Raw genomic sequence first — 17,186 nt, forward strand, 5'->3', positions numbered from 1 at the left:
AGATAAGTTATCATTTTTTACAGAGTGTAAGGATATAGAAGAGTTTCCTAAAAGTGATGATGTTTATCATTTTAATCCTATTGGGTTGGTTGGGGAGTTTAAAGATGATTTTAGTTGTGAATTATCTGGAGATTTATTAAAAGAACTTTTAGGTAAAGCTGTATTATTTAATCATAAAGATATGAAACTATATCCTGAGGTCTATAAAACTGATGTTTATGAATTCGTAAAAGTTTTTAATGGAGTAGTTAAAAAATATCCAGAGTTTAATAAATGTATTTATATCGCTCATTTTTTAGCACAGGCATTTCATGAGGCTGACCACTTTCATACAACGGAAGAATATGCTAGTGGCTGGGACTATGATATTAAAACGTATCCTGTAAGTGTTTGTACTACTTACGGAATTAAAAGTCGAAAATGTAAAAGACATAAACAAATTATAACTGAAGGAAATACTTCTATAGGTGATGGTCCAAAATATAAGGGGAAAGGACTGCTTCAATTAACTTGGAAAGGAACTTATCAAAAATATTCTAAATTTAAAGGTATTGATTTTGTAAAAGAACCAACTTTAATTGCTTCTAATTTAGAATATGCAATAGATGCGTCATGTTGGTTTTGGACTAAATTTAAAGGTGAAAATTATTTTAATAAATTAATTGATAGAAAAGAACTAGAATATAAACATTTATCTGAAGAAGTAAAAAATGATTTAATTGTAAAAAGTGTAACTAAAAAAGTAAATGGTGGGACAAGAGGATTAGTGGGAAGACAAGAGTTATTTAAAAAAATTATAAAAAAAGTAAAAGGATAAAGATTGCTAAAGATTTTAATATTGATTTTTTTTATTTCAAACATTTTTGCAAATGAAGAATATTTAATAATAGAAGAAAATAAACAACTAATTTCAAAAGAAAAAGATATTAGTATTTTGTTAAAGGAAGGTTACCTCTATTATAAAAAATTAATAAATAGTAAAAATAATAGCTATAAATTATTAATAAATGAAGAACTAGAGGATAAAATAGAATTGATTAGATATAAAGATATTTATGCAATCGAAGTTGGTAAAAATCAAGTTAATATAACATATGTATTATTTAAAAAAATAAAAGAGCAATTATTACCATTAAATATAAATATAACTAACCCTGTATTTAAGAATAAAAAAATATTTTCATATTATAGAGATAAAGCGACATGGTTTTTAGATATTTATTGTGATAAAAATAAAATATATAAATGTGGTGAAGGTATTTTATATCCAGATAATATTGAAAAAGAAGATATATTTATTTCAAAAGTTAATAATAAAGTTGAATTTTTTACATTTGATGCAAAAAATGAAAAAATAAAATTAATCGAAGTTAAAAGTCAAAAAAATAGTTTTATAGATATAATTGATTATAAAAAGCACGGGATAGATGAATTTCAACTTAATATAAATAATAAGTGGATTAATAGTAATAAAGTAAAAATCTATTTTAAAAAATATAAAATAATAAAATTAGAAAAACAATACTTATATAATCAACCAAATAAAAACTCAAAAACAAAAATGTACTTAATCAAAGGAGATAAAGTAGAAATACTAGAAGAAAAAGATGATTGGCTATATATTTTATATAAAGGTAAAAAAGATATAAAAGCATGGATACCTAAAAGTGCAGTCCAAGAAAAAGAAATAAAAAAACCAATTAATAATATAAAAAATGAAAATACTCTTAAAACAAAACAAAATACCTCAAAAATAGAAGCAACACAAGAAGAGAAAACATTCTTCACAAAATTTCTAGAACTGTTTGCTTCTTCAATACAAAATAAAAATATAATGCAAAGTTAAAATAAAACTTTGCATATATCATGTCAATAAATTTAACAATCTATAAAAACTCAGTAGGAACAATAAATATACCCAAAAAAACAGATAAAAAACCCAAGAAGAAAAAATATATAAACTATCAGATGTAAAAATAATAGAATCAACTATATACAAATAGAAGTTTTATTTAATATTCTCAAACTCTTCCATAACTATCATTAAAAAACCTGTAAAAAAAGCATTGTCTTCTCTAAGAGATTTTTTTACTTTTGGTTTCATTTTTTCAAGTACTTTTTTATACTTTACGTAAAATTCATAACTTGGTCTAGGTTTATAAACTACATTTTCTATATCAAAGAATTTAATTATATTTTTTGTAGTAGTAGGTTTTATGAAAAACTCTTTATCTCTATATAAATAATATGGAATAATAGAGATTATCGACCATTTAGCCAATTTATACATAGCAAGTATTTCAACTAAACTTTCAAAGCCATCTTCTTTATCTTCATATAAAAGATTATATAAAGAGATTGAAAATATATCTTTTTGTTCTATACTCATACTTTTTACCATATCTCTAACTTTTGGTTTTTCAAATAATGAAATCATAGAAGATCTAGAAACAATTTTTGTAAAGCTCTCGCAAATCAATTCAGGTTGTCCAAAACTATCTTTTGTAAACAACTCTTGTACAGTTTGACTTAGTTTAGGAATATTATGTCTTTTGATAATTGGTTGAAGTAATTCATCAGCAAAACCTTTTGGATATAGTTCAAAAAAAAGTTCTTCTGCATTTTTTAGTTTTTTGAGATTCATGGACATCTCCTTAATAAAGTTTTATATAATATCGTAATATCAAATAACTAGAGTTAAAACTCTAGTTATTTTGTTGCAGCAGCTTTTATAATTCCAGCTAATGCTTTTTCTACTTTTCCTAAAACTTTTTCACAACCTTTTAAATCATGTCTTTGTACAAGATATTTAGGGTCATTATATGATATCCATACTTTTTTCATATCATCTTTCCAGATAAGAGCTTTTTGGGGTAAATCAAGAGCAACTGTTTGTTGACATTTCATTAAAGGACTTCCCACTTTTGGGTTTCCAAAAATTATAAGTTTTGTATCTCGAAGATCAATACCTACACCTTTTGCACCTTTTGAATGATTAATATGATTAAATATTTTCATTCCTTTTTTCTTTAAAATAGTTTCCAATCTTTGAGAAGTTTCTTCTACAGAAAAATCACTAGATACATTTACAATACCCGAAGCCATACTTGATATAGCTAAGGTAAATATTACACCTGCTGCAAACATTTTTTTCATATTCCATCCTTTTTTAAATAATTTTACATAATATAAAAAAAGTGTTTAGTCTTTGTAAATAGAAATTAAAAAGATGTTTTATTGATATTTAGTTATAATTCAAAAAAATATAGGATATATTATGAGTAAAGTAAAAGAATTAGAAGAACTATTAAAAAAAGATATTATGGTAGAGCTTGAAGAATCTATCGAAGAATTAGTTTCAAAAATCAAAAAAAAGAAAAATGACAAAGCGCTAAAAGATGAAGTAAAATACATGAGAGATGTACAAAAATACTTTGATGATGTATTAGCTGATATTGATAAAAATATTCTTACAGAAGAAGATGCTATTGAAATTTTAGATGCATTAGAAGATATGAAAGTAGAGAATCAAGAGGTTTAAAAACCTCTTAAATATTAACTCTAATACACTTTTGTACAATTTAATTTAGTAAAAAATCTTATAATCTACTATTATTAAAATTATTATAAATTATTATGCTAGGAAAACTAATGCCAGATTTTGAAATTTACGAGATTATAAATATACTAGGTCTAATCATAGGTCTTACCTTTGGAATGATTGCTCAAAAAAAACAGTTTTGTTTTAGTGGTTCTATCAAAGACTATATACTTACAAAATCTACTATGAGAGGTTCTTCTGTTATCATGGCGATAATAGTTGCAATAATCTCAACTACTTTAGTTTCTACATATTATGAAATTGATTTAACAGAATCTAACTACTATAGAGAAAATATCAATTACTTTTCAATAATCATTGGTGGACTACTATTTGGAACAGGTATGATGTTAGCTGATGGATGTAGTAATAGACATTTAATAAAATTTGCACAAGGAGATTCTAACTCTTTGATTGCATTAGTATTTATAGGAATATTTGCCTTTGCAACAGCAAAAGGATTTTTAAATGGTTTCTTTAGCCCAATTATAAATAACCCTACACTACTAGAATGGTCAGCCCTTCTAGGAAACATCACAATGAATATATATCTTGTTGTGGGTATTTTATTTATAATTTTACTTTTTCTTATAAAAAAAGTACAAAGAATATTCAGCCTTTGGGATGGAGTATTAGTTGGACTACTTGTATCGGTAGCTTGGGGAGTTACTGGTGTTATTGGAGAAGAGAGTATAGAAAGAATTGTAAACTTAGAAGCCATTAGTTTTGTCTATCCAACAGCTCAAACTATTGACTTATTTAGCAATTATCAAGTTAATAATTTAAGCTTTCCAATTAGCTTACTACTAGGTGTACTTTTGGGTGCATTTTTTATGTCTAAAATAAATAGAAAATATAGTTTTGGTTGTACTTCAGGACAAGGTGAAGATAAAGCTAAGTTCAATATGATTGGTGGAGCACTTATGGGAACAGGTGGTGTTTTATCAATTGGATGTACAGTAGGACAAGGATTAACTGGTTTATCAACACTAGCATTTGCATCAGCAGTTGCAATTATTTCTATATTTATTTCAGGAACTATTACAGCCCTACTTTTAAATAGAAAAAATAAACTTCCAATGTGTTTTATCTTTGAATGGAAAGATAATACACCAGATTATCAAATATAAAGATTAACACTTTTTTTATCTATAATAGTATTATTTTTAGATATAGTAAAACCAATTAAAATTAAGGAACCAATATGGCTATAGAAAACGATCAAGTAGTTACAATGATGTATGAACTAAAAATTGAAGGAGAAGTTGTTGATAGCAATATTGATAAAGAACCTTTAGAGTTCACTTTTGGAACAGGTCAAATTATTGCTGGATTAGAAGCAAGAATTAATGAACTAAATGAAGGGGATACAGCTGAGATCAATGTACCTGCAAATGAAGCTTACGGAGAATATAATCCAGAAGCAAAACAAACAGTACCAAAAGAAAACTTTGGAGATATAGAACTTTCTGTAGGAATGCCACTTCAAGGTCAAGGTGAAGATGGACAACCAATACAAGTTATGGTTGCAGAAATTTTAGAAGATTCTGTAGTTGTAGATTTTAATCATCCATTAGCTGGAAGAGATTTAGATTTTACAATAACAATCAAATCAATTAAGTAACTATTTAAATTACCACTCTTGTGGTAATTTATTTTAAAGTATCCAATGAATTGGTTAGCACATATCTTTCTATCAGAACAAAATATAGATTTTCAAATAGGAAACTATCTTGCGGACCCATTAAAAGGTAGAGTTTGGGAAGATGCTACAATACATTTAAAAAATGGTGTGGCAACTCACAAAAGTATAGATTCATTTACAGATTCACATTTAATTGTATCAAAAAGTAAAGCTAGATTAAGAGAAAAAGGTTTACTGAAATCTATTATCATAGATATTACTTATGACTATTTTTTAACAAAAAACTGGAATACTTTTTCTAATATTTCTTTTGAAAAATTCACACATGACTTTTATACTCAAGCAAACCAAAGATTGGACTTTTTACCTGATAATGCAAAAGAATCAGTAAATCGTCTTATTAAATTTAATATTTTAAATAAATATCAAACTATAGAACATCTTGAAAAAGCTTTTGAAAGATTTGATAAAAGATTATCTAAAAAATTAGCTTCAAGGGATACTGCTAGTAGTTATTTTGAGGCTGTTGAAAAGAATATAATTGAATTGGAAAAAGATTTTATGATTTTCTTTCCTGAATTATGTAAGCATGTAAGAAAGAATATTGATAATGATAAAATCAAACATTGGAGGATTTAAAATCCTCGTCTTGTTTTAAAGAATACTATTTATTTTTCTTTCTTGAAGCCTTAGCCATTTTTGCTTTTTTCTTAGCTTTCTTTTTTGCTAAATCTAAGTTTGCTTTTTTTCTTGCATTAATCACTTGTTCTGTATTGTTTTTTTCTTGTGAAAAGCCTTTTTCACCTGCATTTTTTTTCTCTTTTATTTTTGATACTAGTTTATTACTTTTTTTTGTATTGACACTAGAAGTATTTAACTCTGACATCTTATTTACCTTCTTATTTTATGATTGGATTGTATAAAAATTTTAATAAAAAAGATATTATATATCTAAAAATGTTTTTCAAAATTTATTATGTCTTCTCTTGTTAAAGATAGCTTTTCTAGCTGATTCTTTTGAATAATAGGATTCATCAAAGCATTTTTTGCGTTAATATGAGGAATACCCACAAGATGTAATATTTCATGAGCTAAAATAGTTTTCAATTCTTTTAAACTATCAAAACCATAAATATCAATTTTATTCATATTATTTCTTATATTTTTTTCTTTTACTATCTTTCCATCTTTATAATATGTTTTTAGTCTTATTTCTTTTATACCAAATGTCATACCTTTTATTTTTTTAAAATTTCTTGACATTACTTCTAATTCATTGTTGTATTTATTATGTTTACGAATTAGACTATTGTATAAACGGATATTTTTATTGTATTTATCTACAACACTTTTTACATAACTTTGTTCTTTTTTTAATTTTTTCAATTGTATATGTAATTTTGTTTTTTGTTTTTTTACATAGTTTTGGATTTTATTATATTCTGATTTTGATACGTTTTTCTTTTTATTAACTTCTCTTATATAATCATTTAAATCTCTCATTCTTTTATTGAGAATATTATTTTGCTTTGTAAACAATTTTTTTAATTTATTTACATCTTTAATTTTTTTAGGAAATGATTTTTGTAATTTTTTTATCTCTTTTTCTTTTTGTTTTAATTTCCTTATATGATGTTCAATACGTTTTTCTAGTTTCGAAGGTGGAACATATACAATATTTATATCTTTACCTTGTAATTGTGAATAATCAAAGATATTCATATTCAATTCTGCTTCAAGAAAATATTCTATTTCATCTATAATTGTACGAAGTTCATATTCAGAAATTCTATCTTTGTAATAATCATCAATCTTACCAATACGCAACTTCTTATATGATGCCGAAGATATATTCACCAATAAAAAAAATAGTAATAATATTTTAAAAAACATTGTTCTTCTTAGCTTGATAGTTTTTTTGTCGTTTAGTAAAACTATTTACTTTTGAGCGATTGCCACAGCCTTCCATACTACACCATCGTCTAGAATGATTTTTTGAAGTATCAATAAAAAGTAAACTACAAGTATGATTATGACACTTTTTTAAATATTGAAGTTCTTTTGAGTTTAAAAGTTTTGCCACTTCTATAGCTATTAAAGTTAAAAATAAATTATACTTATTTGCTTTTATAGAAAAATCAAGAATATATGTATTATCTTCTATTCTAACTTGAGGATGAACTTTATTTTCAAATAAAATATTATTCGTCTTTTCTACTAAATCATTCATTGTATTTTCTGATTCAGAATATTCATTAAAACTTTTTTTCAATAAAGCTCTGTAAGAAACAATATCATCGAAATATTTTTTTTGCATTTGTAAGTCTAATTTTTCAATATTTTTAATTAAACCTACTTTTAAAAACCACTCTTCAATATCTTTATACTCTTCAAAAAGTTCTTTAAGTTCTCCATTAGGTGTAAACTGGGTATTTATAAAGTCTGTTACAAGGTGTGAACCAATAAATAAAAAAGATTTAATACTAACTTCCTTTTTATTTATATCATAACATTACAGAGCTTATTTTAAACTAACTAGTAAAAACTACTTGACAGGTTAAATAAAAAATGTTAAACTTTCACTAACCATCTAAATTTATTTAGACAGTTAGAAAATAAAAAGGATAAAAAATGAAAGTTGGTCATATAGGAATAAATGTTAGAGATATTGAAGTTTCAAAAAAATTTTATATAAATTTATTTGATTTTGAAATTATTGCAGAATCAAAAGAAAAAGATAAAAAATATGTATTCTTAGGTAATAATGGAGAACTTCTTATTACTCTATGGGAACAATCAAATAAAGAGTTTTCAAAAACAACTGCAGGATTACACCATCTAGCTTTTGTTTTAAAAGATTTAGATGAATTAAAAGTGTTTGAAGAGAAAATAGAGAAATTTAATATAGAAAAAATCTATGATACAGTTGTTTCTCATAGAGAAGGTGCCGAATCAGGAGGCCTATTTTTTTTAGATCCAGATAGAACTAGATTAGAAGTTTATGTTACAAAAGGTGCACATACATGTAAACCTGCATCAGATGATTCTCCCTCATGTGGATTTTTTTAGAAAGGATATAAGATGTCATCAATTTACCATGAAGGAGAGTATTATATTCAAGAAAAAATGGGTGTTAGAAAAGATTCTGATTCTCTTTCTTCTATGATAAGAGATACAATACCTTCAGTTGCTGCAAATTTTTTAAAAACTCTTAACTTTAGTGTATTAGTTATAAGTTCAAATGAAAAAGACTTATTTAGTACCGTTGTGTACGATATAAATTCATTTATAGAAATAAAAAGCCATAATGAAATTTTAATAAAATTAAACAATCATAGTTATATACCAGAAGATTTTTTTAATATTGAAACATTAAATATAGGATTTATTGGTTTAGATTTTGAACAGGCTTTAAGAATAAGAATAAATGGAAAAGCAAAATTAAAAGACAATCAACTTTTTGTCACAATAGAAGAGATATATTCTAATTGTCCTAAATATATCCAAAGAAGAGTCTTAAAAAAACAATTAGAAAGAGTAGAAGCACAAGTAACTACAAATCTAAATAAAATAAAAGATGATATAAATACTATAATATCAAATTCAGATACATTTTTTTTAGGCTCTTTTCACAAAATAAAAGGATTAGATATTTCTCATAAAGGAGGGAAAAGAGGATTTGTAAATGTACTATCTTCTAAACAATTATCATTTGAAGATAGACCGGGGAATAACTTATATAACTCTTTAGGAAATATTCATACAAATCCCTATATTAGCATGTTTTTTATTGATTTTAAAAGAAATAATACCTATCATATTAAAGGTAAAGCAGAAATTGAAGAGATTGTAATAAATGAAAAAAAACGATTAAGAGTTATAATAGAGATAAATAATATTACAAAAAATTTAAATAGTTTTTTACTTAACTATATAGAAAAAACATAAATAATAAGAGAATACAACTCTCTTATTGTTATATATTAATTAAAGTATCAAAAATATCTGTCTTATTTTTATTTGTTCTTTTCTCTGCAAATATTGAAGTTGTATTTGTATTTGATTCTTCAACATCTAAACTTTTCATCTCTTTTTCTAAAAGATCCAAAAATCTGTTATCCTCTTTACAATGATTAGTTCTACTTTTTATATACTTTTCATGTAATAATATCTCTTTATCTATTTCAATTTTCATAATAATCCTTTTTTATTCTTTATAAATTTAGCATTTATTTGTGTAGTGTTGATAAATAACTGCTTTTTACTTTCTTGTTAAAAAATTAAGATATAGTTAACCATTAAAAATAAAGGCACATTATGGCAATAAAGAAAAATCAAACAGTAACTATGAATTTTGAATTAAAAATAAATGATGAGATATTAGAAAGCAATATTGATAGCGAACCTATCGTATTTACATATGAATCAGGAGAAATAATTCCAGGATTAGAGACAAGAATTGAAGATATGAACGAAGGTGAAACAAAAAAAATAAAAGTACCAGCAGATGAAGCATATGGAGCATATAATGATGAACTTGCTGAAACTCTACCAATATCTGATTTTGAAGGAATAAATCTTGAAATAGGAATGGTTCTTGAAGCAGATGGAGAAAATGGTGAAATATTTAAAGCAACAGTAACTGAAGTTACAGAAGAAAATGTAACAGTAGATTATAATCACCCTCTTGCAGGATGTGATTTAGACTTTACTGTTCTTATACAAAAAGTGATTTAATTAAGAAGAAAAAATATCTTCTTAATTAATTTTTAGTAAGTTTTGTTAAAACTTTTAATTGTTCTTTACTTAAAATATTTTGTGTTCGATAAAGACAAGATAAATGAGCTTTTGTCGCATCTGCTTTAAGTTCTGCAATTTTTTCTACTAATCCCATAAGTTCACTTGGTTTTGAACCAGATATAATTTTAGAAGAAACTTCTTTCTCAAGTGGAGCAATTTGTTTTTTTATAGAAATAACACTAGTCATTGTATCTTTTCTAACAACTAATAACTTCTCTTTTTGAGTTTCATTTAAAGCTAACTCTTTATTATTCCAGTTATTTTTAATATCCATAGTATAATGTGGCATCATTCCTGTAATTAAAAAAGGTGGTTTTTTAGCCGCATTCAACGATGTAAAAGTTATTGCAATTGCAAAAACTACTAAAAACAGTTTTTTATTCATATTCATCCTTTAAATTTTAGATGAGTATATTATATAATATCTTAGATACTGATTATCAAAATTAGTATACTATTTCTTTAACTTTAAAAAATCACCATCAATAATCATTAATTTAACACCATTTTCTGTTATAGAACGATGAGAACTTAAATCATCAGAAACTACGTATGACATTCCTGGTGTTAGGATAGACTTCGTTCCATCTTTTAACTCATTTACAACTTCTCCTTCTAAACAATAGACAATATGACCTTTTTCACACCAATGGTCTGCAAAATAGTTTTTCGAATATTCAACAATTCTAATTCTTAGACCTTCAAATTGTACTGTCTGCCAATATGCAAAGCCTGTTTCACCTTTATGTTCAGTTTTAGAGATATTACTCCAATCAATAGTTTGAAATGGTATGTTTTTATTGTTATTCATTTTATTCCTTTAATGTATAAATATTTTGTAGCAATTTAGAAGAATAACCTTAATTTTCAGAGAAAGTTGAAAAGTATATAATAAATTTGTTTAAATATTATTCTTTTAATAAATTAATATCTTGCATGTCCAAAAAAATCTTAAAAGGTTTAAATAAATCAATATCTGGCACAGTATTAGCAACTATTTTTGTATCAGCCCAAGGATAAGGTATTTTTGTAAACCAATCAAAAATTTCAAAATAAAACTCTTTTTCCAATATAATCATATTTTCTATTGTTATATTTAAATAGTCAACTAAATCATTATCTTTAGAATTAAAACTCCAGTAATAAGACCCATATCCAAAACGAATCATATTATTTTCTTTTTCAGTCATAATAACAAACCAATTACATTTTACTGATTTATTATCTTGAACTAAACTATCAGTCAAGCATATAGTATATATATTTTCATAAGTTTTATTAAAATCATTTATCAAGACTTTGCTAATAGATGTTAAGCCTAGAGTTTCAGAAGGAAATGAAATATTTTCTGTTTTTAATTTCATATCAAGTTTTGCAGAACTTGTAAATATATTTTTCATTAAATGAGGTTTATTATTATCTTTTGCATAAATATACTTTGAGATTTTATTTTTATAGTTTTCATTCATATTATTTCCTTTATGTAGTATATAAACCTTAACAAAATAAAATGAGTTTCTAGTGTGTTTTTATATTTTTGAATAATACTTAATTAATAAATTAATTTTATAATTTACTATTTTTATCAAAAATGAACAATACAATCTTTCTAACAGTTTTTATCGAAGAATATACAAAAGTTCTAAAAAAGAAATTGTCAGGAAAAAATACCTTTTTTTCAGATAATTTATTTAAAAAAACAATAGCATCTACACCTTGATATAATTTTTTATCATCTACTTTTATGATAAATCCATCATTTATATCAAATCCTAAAGATTTAAAGTCTTTTAACTGATTTATACTATCTCTTGCATTGGTTAATATTAAATTATGATTTTCTTTTATTTTTATATATTGAGCATATGAGTTACAAAAAGGGCATTCTTTATCATAAAATAGTTCTATTTTCATCTAAAGATTATACTACATAATTTAAAAATTTAACTCTTAGTTTTTATACTTAATTTTTCTTTTAAAATTTAGCTTCTTTAATTTTGATACTATTAATAAAAAGGATTTATTATGAAGAAGCTATCTCTAGTATTATTTTTTATCTTATCACTTAATCTTCTTGCAAAAGAAATACAAATTGTTAGATATGAATACAATGATAAAGTCCATTACGGAAAGATTAATAAGAATACTATCCAACCCTTAGAAGATAATATATACAAAGAATTAAAACCTCATGGTAATCCAATTCCTCTCTCAAAAGTTAAACTATTGTTACCAACAAAACCACAAAATGTATTTGCCGTAGGTATGAATTTTGCTAGTCATTTAGCTTCATCTTCAAATATGCCTCCACCTCTATTTTTTAAATCACCCTCTTCATTAATAAAAAGTGGAGAAACAGTTTTTTTACCTAAAGATTCAAAAAATGTCCACTTTGAAGGTGAATTAGTTTTAGTTATTGGTAAAAAAACAAAAAATGTTTCAATAAAAGAAGCTCCAAATTATATCTTTGGTGTTACTGTTGGAAATGATTTAACTGAAAGAAACTGGCAAAGTGAAGATTTACAATGGATGAGAGCAAAAGCAAGTGATGGTTTTGGACCAATTGGTTCACGTATAACTATTGGAGTTGATTACAATAATTTATTACTTACAACAAAACTAAATGGAGAAATTGTTCAACAAGAAAATACAAAATATATGATACATAAACCAGCAAAGGTTGTTAGTTATCTAAGTAAATATTTTACTCTCATGCCAGGTGACCTTATTTACATGGGAACACCAGGAAGAACTCAAAGTTTAAATAATGCAGATATAGTTTCTGTAGAAATTGAAAAATTAGGAAAAGTAGTTAATACAATTAAAGAGTAAAATTACTTACTCTTTTGTTGTTCTATTTTATTATTAGTCTCTTTAATATTTTCATATTTATCTTTCATAACAACAAACATATAACCAATAGCAAAAACTACCATTGTTATAATTAAAATATTTTTCACACTTTCTCCTATACTAAAAAATCTTATATATCATAACAATTTATAATTTAAATTGTAGAGTAAACTATTTAACTGTTATTTGATATTATTCTGTTTTTCTCTTAGTTTATCTTTCTTACTTTTTCTTTTACCTTTTATTGGTGCAGAGCCTTTTACTTTTTTTATAGGTTCTCCTATAAGTTCAAAACCTTCTATTTGTTCTTTTTTTATATTTAACTTGCATTTTTTTTCAATTAGTTTAAAATGCTCTAAATTTTCATAATCTATAAAAGTTATTGAGGTACCAATTTTCCCTGCTCGACCTGTTCTTCCTATACGATGTACATAATCAAAAGCACTTCTAGGTAAATCATAGTTTACAACACAAGAGATATCATCTACATGTAACCCACGAGCAGCAATATCTGTAGAAAAAAGAATTTGCAAGTCATCATTTTTGAATTCGTCTAAAGTAAAAGTTCTGTCTTCTTGAATCAAATCTCCATGAAAGGAATCTGCTTTAAAACCACTTTTTCTAAACTTTTTTGCAATATTATCTGTAGCTCTTTTTGTAGACATAAAAACAAGTATTTTTTCAAACTTGTTAGTTTCTATTAGTTTTTTAAGTAAAGCACTTCTATTTTCTTTATTTACTTCTATTACCCTTTGAGTAATATTATCAAGATTTTCTTCTTGTTCTTCCATTTCTACTTTTACAAAACTTGAAGAGATAACTTTTGATATTTCAATCATTTTAAAAGGATAAGTTGCAGAAAAAAGTAAGTTCTGTCTTCTTTTTGGTAATAACTTTAAAATAGTATCGAGTTCATCCGCAAACCCTAAGTCTAACATTTTATCTGCTTCATCTAATATGAAATATTCTAAAGAGTCAAGATTTAACTGCTTTTTATTTATAATGTCAATTAATCTTCCAGTAGTTGCTACTATAACATCACAGCCTTTTTGAATGTCAAGTAATTGATCTGCTATACTCAGTCCTCCAACAACACTTACAATCTTTAAACTTTTTTCAAAATGTTTTGAAAATATTTTAAAATTATTAGAGATTTGTAAAGTTAGCTCTCTAGTTGGAGATAGTACTAGAACTTTTGGTTTAGACTTTTTATTTGTAATAGTAGAAAAAAGCTTCTGAAGTATAGGAAGTACAAAACTTGCAGTCTTACCACTACCAGTCTGAGCCTTTGCCATAATATCATTTTCTTCTAAAACTAAAGGAATAACCTCTTTTTGAATTGGAGTTGCTTCTGTATAAGAGTTTTCACTTAAAGATTTTAATAAAGGTTTACAAAACTTGAAACTTGAAAATGACATTAAAATCCTTGAATTAATTTTTGAGTATTGTAAAGCTTTTTAGCTTTAGATTTGATTCATAAAGGTTTTAATTCCAAGAAAGATTATTATATTTTATGTTAAAATCTCAAATCTTGTAAATATATAAAAAGAAAGAAATAATGACTACTGATACTATTGCAATAATTGAGAAAAAAATAGAAGAACTAATCAATGATAAAACAGAATACAACTTTCTTACACTAAAAGAGAAAGTTGAAAAGATATTAAAAAATGTAGATATCTTTTTTATTGAGAATGAACTAAATACAAAAGCAGTAGACATGTATCTAAAAAATGTAATAACTCAAAGAAACAATATAAAAAAAGAACAAGAAAAAACTAAAATAGATAACTCAAAAGAGACAAAATATATTTTGATAGAATCTATATGTAAAAAATGCCAGTTTCAAAGCCAAGAAGAACTTATCAAAAAAATAGATGAATTAGAGAAAAAAACAAATTTTGAATTAAATGAGATTAATAATTCATTGTAAGTATTAGGAGTTGGAAATTCAACTCCTAATATATATTTTTTATTCTATATTATTAGTTAAGAGAGGCAAACATATCAGCAGTTACTTCACTAACATCTTTAGTTCCATCAAGTTCTACCATAACACCCATATTAGTATAAAATGCAATTAATGGAGCTGTTTGCTCATGGTATGCACCTAATCTACTTTTTACTGTTTCAGCATTATCATCTTTTCTAATAATTAGTTCTGAATTACAGTAATCACACACATCTTCAACTTTTGAAGGATTAAAATCTACATGGAAAGATGCTCCACATGAAGAACAAACTCTTCTACCTGTGATTCTTCCAACAATCAATTCATCTGGAACATTTAATGAAATAACTTTATCTAAAGATATATTCATGTTAGCCATTAACTCTTTTAAAGCTTCTGCTTGGGCTAAAGTTCTAGGAAAACCATCAAGGATAAACCCTTTTTTACAATCATCTTCAGCCAATCTATCTTTGATAATACCAATAATAGTTGAATCAGGAACTAACTTACCTGCATCCATATAATTTTTAGCTTCCATACCCATATCAGTTTTTTCTGCTATTGCAGCTCTTAAAATATCACCTGTAGAAATTTGAGGGATATCATATTTTTCAATTAAAAACTTAGCCTGTGTACCTTTTCCTGCACCAGGTGCACCAAATACCATTAAATTCATATTAGACTTCCTTACTTACTTTTCTTTCGTGTGATTATATAAAAAAAGTCGTTAAGAGCAGATAATATGAAGGTATTTACAATAGATTTATATAGTATTAATTCTTATTCTTCAGTTTTTTCTATAGAACTTTTTACATTATTAATACTCAATGTAAGAAAATTTTTACAATGAATAATATATGTTAATATCAAAAAAAATAAAATTAATGTTATTAATAATAAGCCGGTATTTAAAGCAAGCATTCCAAAACTAGACAAGGCAAGTAAACCAGTTAAAGATATAATAAAAAACAACATAATCCTACCATACAAAGAAAAAGTTTTAGAGACAGACATAAGAAGTTTTATACTTGAAGATATATTACTATTCATATAGTTTAAAAGTTCATCACACTCTTTTACTTCTTTAATATTACTTGTAAAGTCTTCAATCTCTTTATGTATTTTTTTTAACATTTATTTTCCTAATAGTTTAAAATAGTTTACTGAATTTTTTTAATATATACAATAAAGTTGAAATAGATTTTCAAGCTTTTATGTAAAATCTTTCATTAAATTTTTCTCTTCATCCAATGAAAGATAACGCCACTTACCACTTTCAATATCAAGATGAAAATCACCTATACTAATTCGTTTTAAAGTTACAACCTTTAAAGGTGTTCCAAATTTTGGGTCTTTTAATGCTCCAAAAAGACGTCTAATATGTCGATTTTTCCCTTCATTTATTTTTACTATAAGTTTTGTTTTCGCTCCACCCATACCCATTTTTTCTACACTTAATGCTTTTAGTAAACCAAATTTACTCTCCACACCTTTCATAGCTATTTTAATATGTTCATCTGTTACATAACCCCTAACCCAGATTTCATATACTTTAATGCAACCACCAGGTTTGGTCAAAGCATTTCCTACTTTTCCATCACGAGTAAATAACAAAAGCCCTTTAGATTCCAAATCAAGACGACCTATAGGCATCCACTCATCATCAAAAAACCAATCAGGTAATAAGTCATAAACAGTTTTTCTTCCAAGTTCATCAGAACGCGTGACTATATAGCCTTTAGGTTTATTTAGGGCTATTAGTTTTATAGAGTCATTTGTTGTACTATTCATCTAAAGTATTCCTTGATATATTGGAAAGGATTATTAAATATAATTGTGAGATTCTCTTATTTTAAAATAAATGAATAGTGTAAAGGTAAGAAAAAATTACTATTGTAAATGTCAATTTATAATATTTATTCGCTATACATTCTATCAGAATAATAGATGAGTATGATTAAGTGTTATATCTTGTGATTATTCTCCATTTAAAACAGACATAATTATTGATCTGCTTGTTTTAAGTTCACTTGTTATCTTTGATATATTTATATCACCATTTTCGGTGTAATATTCTTCATTATCTAACATACTTAAAATAGTATCTTTCTTATCAAGTATCTCTTGAGATGTTTGTCTAGTCTGAAAAGTAAAATCTTCTTCACTCATAGTTTTAAGTGCTTCTAAATCTCTTTTTATAGTAGGTTCTGTAACGTTTAACTCTTTTGCTAAATCTTTAGGTTCTTCAATACCTCGTAAAATCAAATCTCGTAAAGCTATTCTTCTAGTTTTAATTTTACGTCTACGATGATAAGAGATTTTCATGATATATATTA

Annotated in this window: 27 protein-coding genes; 11 read left to right on the top strand and 16 right to left on the bottom strand. The window is 25.2% G+C overall.

What is annotated here, in order from left to right; genetic code table 11:
- Both BT997_RS14430 and BT997_RS14435 read left to right on the top strand, forming a co-directional pair.
- On the top strand, positions 1 to 817 hold an 817-nt coding region (locus tag BT997_RS14430), incomplete at its 5' end, for a glycoside hydrolase family 19 protein (RefSeq protein ID WP_258239498.1).
- A gap of 3 nt (positions 818 to 820) precedes the next feature.
- Positions 821 to 1,846: an SH3 domain-containing protein gene (locus tag BT997_RS14435; RefSeq protein WP_072682644.1), complete on the top strand. Its 1,026-nt coding sequence runs from the start codon at positions 821 to 823 to the stop codon at positions 1,844 to 1,846.
- A 162-nt stretch (positions 1,847 to 2,008) separates the two neighbouring features.
- On the opposite strand, the gene BT997_RS14440 is transcribed toward BT997_RS14435, so the two are convergent.
- Together BT997_RS14440 and BT997_RS14445 are read right to left on the bottom strand one after the other, a co-directional pair.
- Entirely contained in the window at positions 2,009 to 2,644 is a 636-nt protein-coding gene (locus tag BT997_RS14440) for a hypothetical protein (RefSeq protein ID WP_072682645.1), read from the bottom strand.
- A 65-nt stretch (positions 2,645 to 2,709) separates the two neighbouring features.
- Entirely contained in the window at positions 2,710 to 3,156 is a 447-nt protein-coding gene (locus BT997_RS14445; protein WP_072682646.1) for a DUF302 domain-containing protein, read from the bottom strand.
- 121 nt (positions 3,157 to 3,277) lie between these two features.
- Between BT997_RS14445 and BT997_RS14450 the strand changes: the two genes are divergently transcribed.
- The 4 genes from BT997_RS14450 to BT997_RS14465 all read left to right on the top strand — a co-directional run bounded on the left by BT997_RS14450 (position 3,278) and on the right by BT997_RS14465 (position 5,885).
- Entirely contained in the window at positions 3,278 to 3,541 is a 264-nt protein-coding gene (locus BT997_RS14450; protein WP_072682647.1) for a hypothetical protein, read from the top strand.
- Between the two features lie 110 nt (positions 3,542 to 3,651).
- A complete protein-coding gene (locus tag BT997_RS14455; RefSeq protein ID WP_072682648.1) occupies positions 3,652 to 4,731 on the top strand; it encodes a YeeE/YedE family protein in 1,080 nt (359 codons plus the stop codon).
- Positions 4,732 to 4,805: 74 nt separating this feature from the next.
- The gene (locus tag BT997_RS14460; protein ID WP_072682649.1) at positions 4,806 to 5,225 is read left to right on the top strand and encodes a peptidylprolyl isomerase; all 420 of its coding nucleotides are present in this window, start codon (positions 4,806 to 4,808) and stop codon (positions 5,223 to 5,225) included.
- Between the two features lie 45 nt (positions 5,226 to 5,270).
- Positions 5,271 to 5,885: an ACP phosphodiesterase gene (locus tag BT997_RS14465; RefSeq protein ID WP_072682650.1), complete on the top strand. Its 615-nt coding sequence runs from the start codon at positions 5,271 to 5,273 to the stop codon at positions 5,883 to 5,885.
- 25 nt (positions 5,886 to 5,910) lie between these two features.
- On the opposite strand, the gene BT997_RS14470 is transcribed toward BT997_RS14465, so the two are convergent.
- The 3 genes from BT997_RS14470 to BT997_RS14480 form a co-directional block, all read right to left on the bottom strand.
- Positions 5,911 to 6,132: a hypothetical protein gene (locus BT997_RS14470; protein ID WP_072682651.1), complete on the bottom strand. Its 222-nt coding sequence runs from the start codon at positions 6,130 to 6,132 to the stop codon at positions 5,911 to 5,913.
- A 65-nt stretch (positions 6,133 to 6,197) separates the two neighbouring features.
- Complete coding sequence (locus BT997_RS14475) at positions 6,198 to 7,139, bottom strand: matrixin family metalloprotease (protein WP_072682652.1); 942 nt, start codon at positions 7,137 to 7,139, stop codon at positions 6,198 to 6,200.
- On the bottom strand, positions 7,129 to 7,563 hold the full coding sequence (locus BT997_RS14480) for a CGNR zinc finger domain-containing protein (RefSeq protein ID WP_072682653.1): 435 nt from the start codon (positions 7,561 to 7,563) through the stop codon (positions 7,129 to 7,131). Before BT997_RS14480 ends, BT997_RS14475 begins: the two co-directional genes overlap by 11 nt.
- A gap of 314 nt (positions 7,564 to 7,877) precedes the next feature.
- Between BT997_RS14480 and BT997_RS14485 the strand changes: the two genes are divergently transcribed.
- Together BT997_RS14485 and BT997_RS14490 are read left to right on the top strand one after the other, a co-directional pair.
- The gene (locus BT997_RS14485; protein WP_072682654.1) at positions 7,878 to 8,315 is read left to right on the top strand and encodes a VOC family protein; all 438 of its coding nucleotides are present in this window, start codon (positions 7,878 to 7,880) and stop codon (positions 8,313 to 8,315) included.
- Between the two features lie 12 nt (positions 8,316 to 8,327).
- Complete coding sequence (locus BT997_RS14490; protein WP_072682655.1) at positions 8,328 to 9,194, top strand: pyridoxamine 5'-phosphate oxidase family protein; 867 nt, start codon at positions 8,328 to 8,330, stop codon at positions 9,192 to 9,194.
- A 28-nt stretch (positions 9,195 to 9,222) separates the two neighbouring features.
- Here BT997_RS14490 and BT997_RS14495 read toward each other — a convergent pair whose 3' ends face one another.
- Positions 9,223 to 9,441, bottom strand: coding sequence for a hypothetical protein (locus BT997_RS14495; RefSeq protein WP_072682656.1), 219 nt, complete (start codon positions 9,439 to 9,441; stop codon positions 9,223 to 9,225).
- 122 nt (positions 9,442 to 9,563) lie between these two features.
- Between BT997_RS14495 and BT997_RS14500 the strand changes: the two genes are divergently transcribed.
- The gene (locus BT997_RS14500; RefSeq protein ID WP_072682657.1) at positions 9,564 to 9,983 is read left to right on the top strand and encodes a peptidylprolyl isomerase; all 420 of its coding nucleotides are present in this window, start codon (positions 9,564 to 9,566) and stop codon (positions 9,981 to 9,983) included.
- A 25-nt stretch (positions 9,984 to 10,008) separates the two neighbouring features.
- On the opposite strand, the gene BT997_RS14505 is transcribed toward BT997_RS14500, so the two are convergent.
- The 4 genes from BT997_RS14505 to BT997_RS14520 all read right to left on the bottom strand — a co-directional run bounded on the left by BT997_RS14505 (position 10,009) and on the right by BT997_RS14520 (position 11,960).
- Positions 10,009 to 10,431 carry a Spy/CpxP family protein refolding chaperone gene (locus tag BT997_RS14505; RefSeq protein WP_083568786.1) on the bottom strand — a complete coding sequence of 141 codons (423 nt, stop codon included), beginning with the start codon at positions 10,429 to 10,431 and terminating at the stop codon, positions 10,009 to 10,011.
- A 69-nt stretch (positions 10,432 to 10,500) separates the two neighbouring features.
- Positions 10,501 to 10,857, bottom strand: a complete 357-nt coding sequence (locus BT997_RS14510; protein ID WP_072682659.1) for a DHCW motif cupin fold protein — start codon at positions 10,855 to 10,857, stop codon at positions 10,501 to 10,503.
- 97 nt (positions 10,858 to 10,954) lie between these two features.
- Positions 10,955 to 11,515 (bottom strand): hypothetical protein, encoded by a 561-nt coding sequence (locus BT997_RS14515; protein ID WP_072682660.1) that lies wholly within the window; start codon positions 11,513 to 11,515, stop codon positions 10,955 to 10,957.
- Between the two features lie 97 nt (positions 11,516 to 11,612).
- A complete protein-coding gene (locus tag BT997_RS14520; protein ID WP_072682661.1) occupies positions 11,613 to 11,960 on the bottom strand; it encodes a DCC1-like thiol-disulfide oxidoreductase family protein in 348 nt (115 codons plus the stop codon).
- Between the two features lie 111 nt (positions 11,961 to 12,071).
- Between BT997_RS14520 and BT997_RS14525 the strand changes: the two genes are divergently transcribed.
- Positions 12,072 to 12,878, top strand: coding sequence for a fumarylacetoacetate hydrolase family protein (locus BT997_RS14525; protein WP_072682662.1), 807 nt, complete (start codon positions 12,072 to 12,074; stop codon positions 12,876 to 12,878).
- A gap of 2 nt (positions 12,879 to 12,880) precedes the next feature.
- Here the strand turns inward: BT997_RS14525 and BT997_RS15740 are convergent, their stop codons facing one another.
- Positions 12,881 to 13,006 carry a hypothetical protein gene (locus tag BT997_RS15740; RefSeq protein ID WP_258239499.1) on the bottom strand — a complete coding sequence of 42 codons (126 nt, stop codon included), beginning with the start codon at positions 13,004 to 13,006 and terminating at the stop codon, positions 12,881 to 12,883.
- Positions 13,007 to 13,081: 75 nt separating this feature from the next.
- On the bottom strand, positions 13,082 to 14,317 hold the full coding sequence (locus tag BT997_RS14530; protein ID WP_072682663.1) for a DEAD/DEAH box helicase: 1,236 nt from the start codon (positions 14,315 to 14,317) through the stop codon (positions 13,082 to 13,084).
- Positions 14,318 to 14,457: 140 nt separating this feature from the next.
- Between BT997_RS14530 and BT997_RS14535 the strand changes: the two genes are divergently transcribed.
- Entirely contained in the window at positions 14,458 to 14,832 is a 375-nt protein-coding gene (locus BT997_RS14535) for a hypothetical protein (RefSeq protein ID WP_072682664.1), read from the top strand.
- 52 nt (positions 14,833 to 14,884) lie between these two features.
- On the opposite strand, the gene BT997_RS14540 is transcribed toward BT997_RS14535, so the two are convergent.
- From BT997_RS14540 to BT997_RS14555, 4 genes are all read right to left on the bottom strand, one after another.
- The gene (locus BT997_RS14540; RefSeq protein WP_072682665.1) at positions 14,885 to 15,526 is read right to left on the bottom strand and encodes an adenylate kinase; all 642 of its coding nucleotides are present in this window, start codon (positions 15,524 to 15,526) and stop codon (positions 14,885 to 14,887) included.
- A gap of 104 nt (positions 15,527 to 15,630) precedes the next feature.
- A complete protein-coding gene (locus BT997_RS14545) occupies positions 15,631 to 15,984 on the bottom strand; it encodes a hypothetical protein (protein ID WP_072682666.1) in 354 nt (117 codons plus the stop codon).
- Between the two features lie 78 nt (positions 15,985 to 16,062).
- On the bottom strand, positions 16,063 to 16,641 hold the full coding sequence (locus BT997_RS14550; RefSeq protein ID WP_072682667.1) for a pseudouridine synthase: 579 nt from the start codon (positions 16,639 to 16,641) through the stop codon (positions 16,063 to 16,065).
- A gap of 186 nt (positions 16,642 to 16,827) precedes the next feature.
- Positions 16,828 to 17,175, bottom strand: coding sequence for an HTH domain-containing protein (locus tag BT997_RS14555; RefSeq protein WP_072682668.1), 348 nt, complete (start codon positions 17,173 to 17,175; stop codon positions 16,828 to 16,830).
- Positions 17,176 to 17,186 lie beyond the last annotated feature (11 nt).

Source organism: Arcobacter sp. LA11 (assembly GCF_001895145.1).
In the GTDB taxonomy this organism is placed as follows: Bacteria; Campylobacterota; Campylobacteria; order Campylobacterales; family Arcobacteraceae; genus Halarcobacter.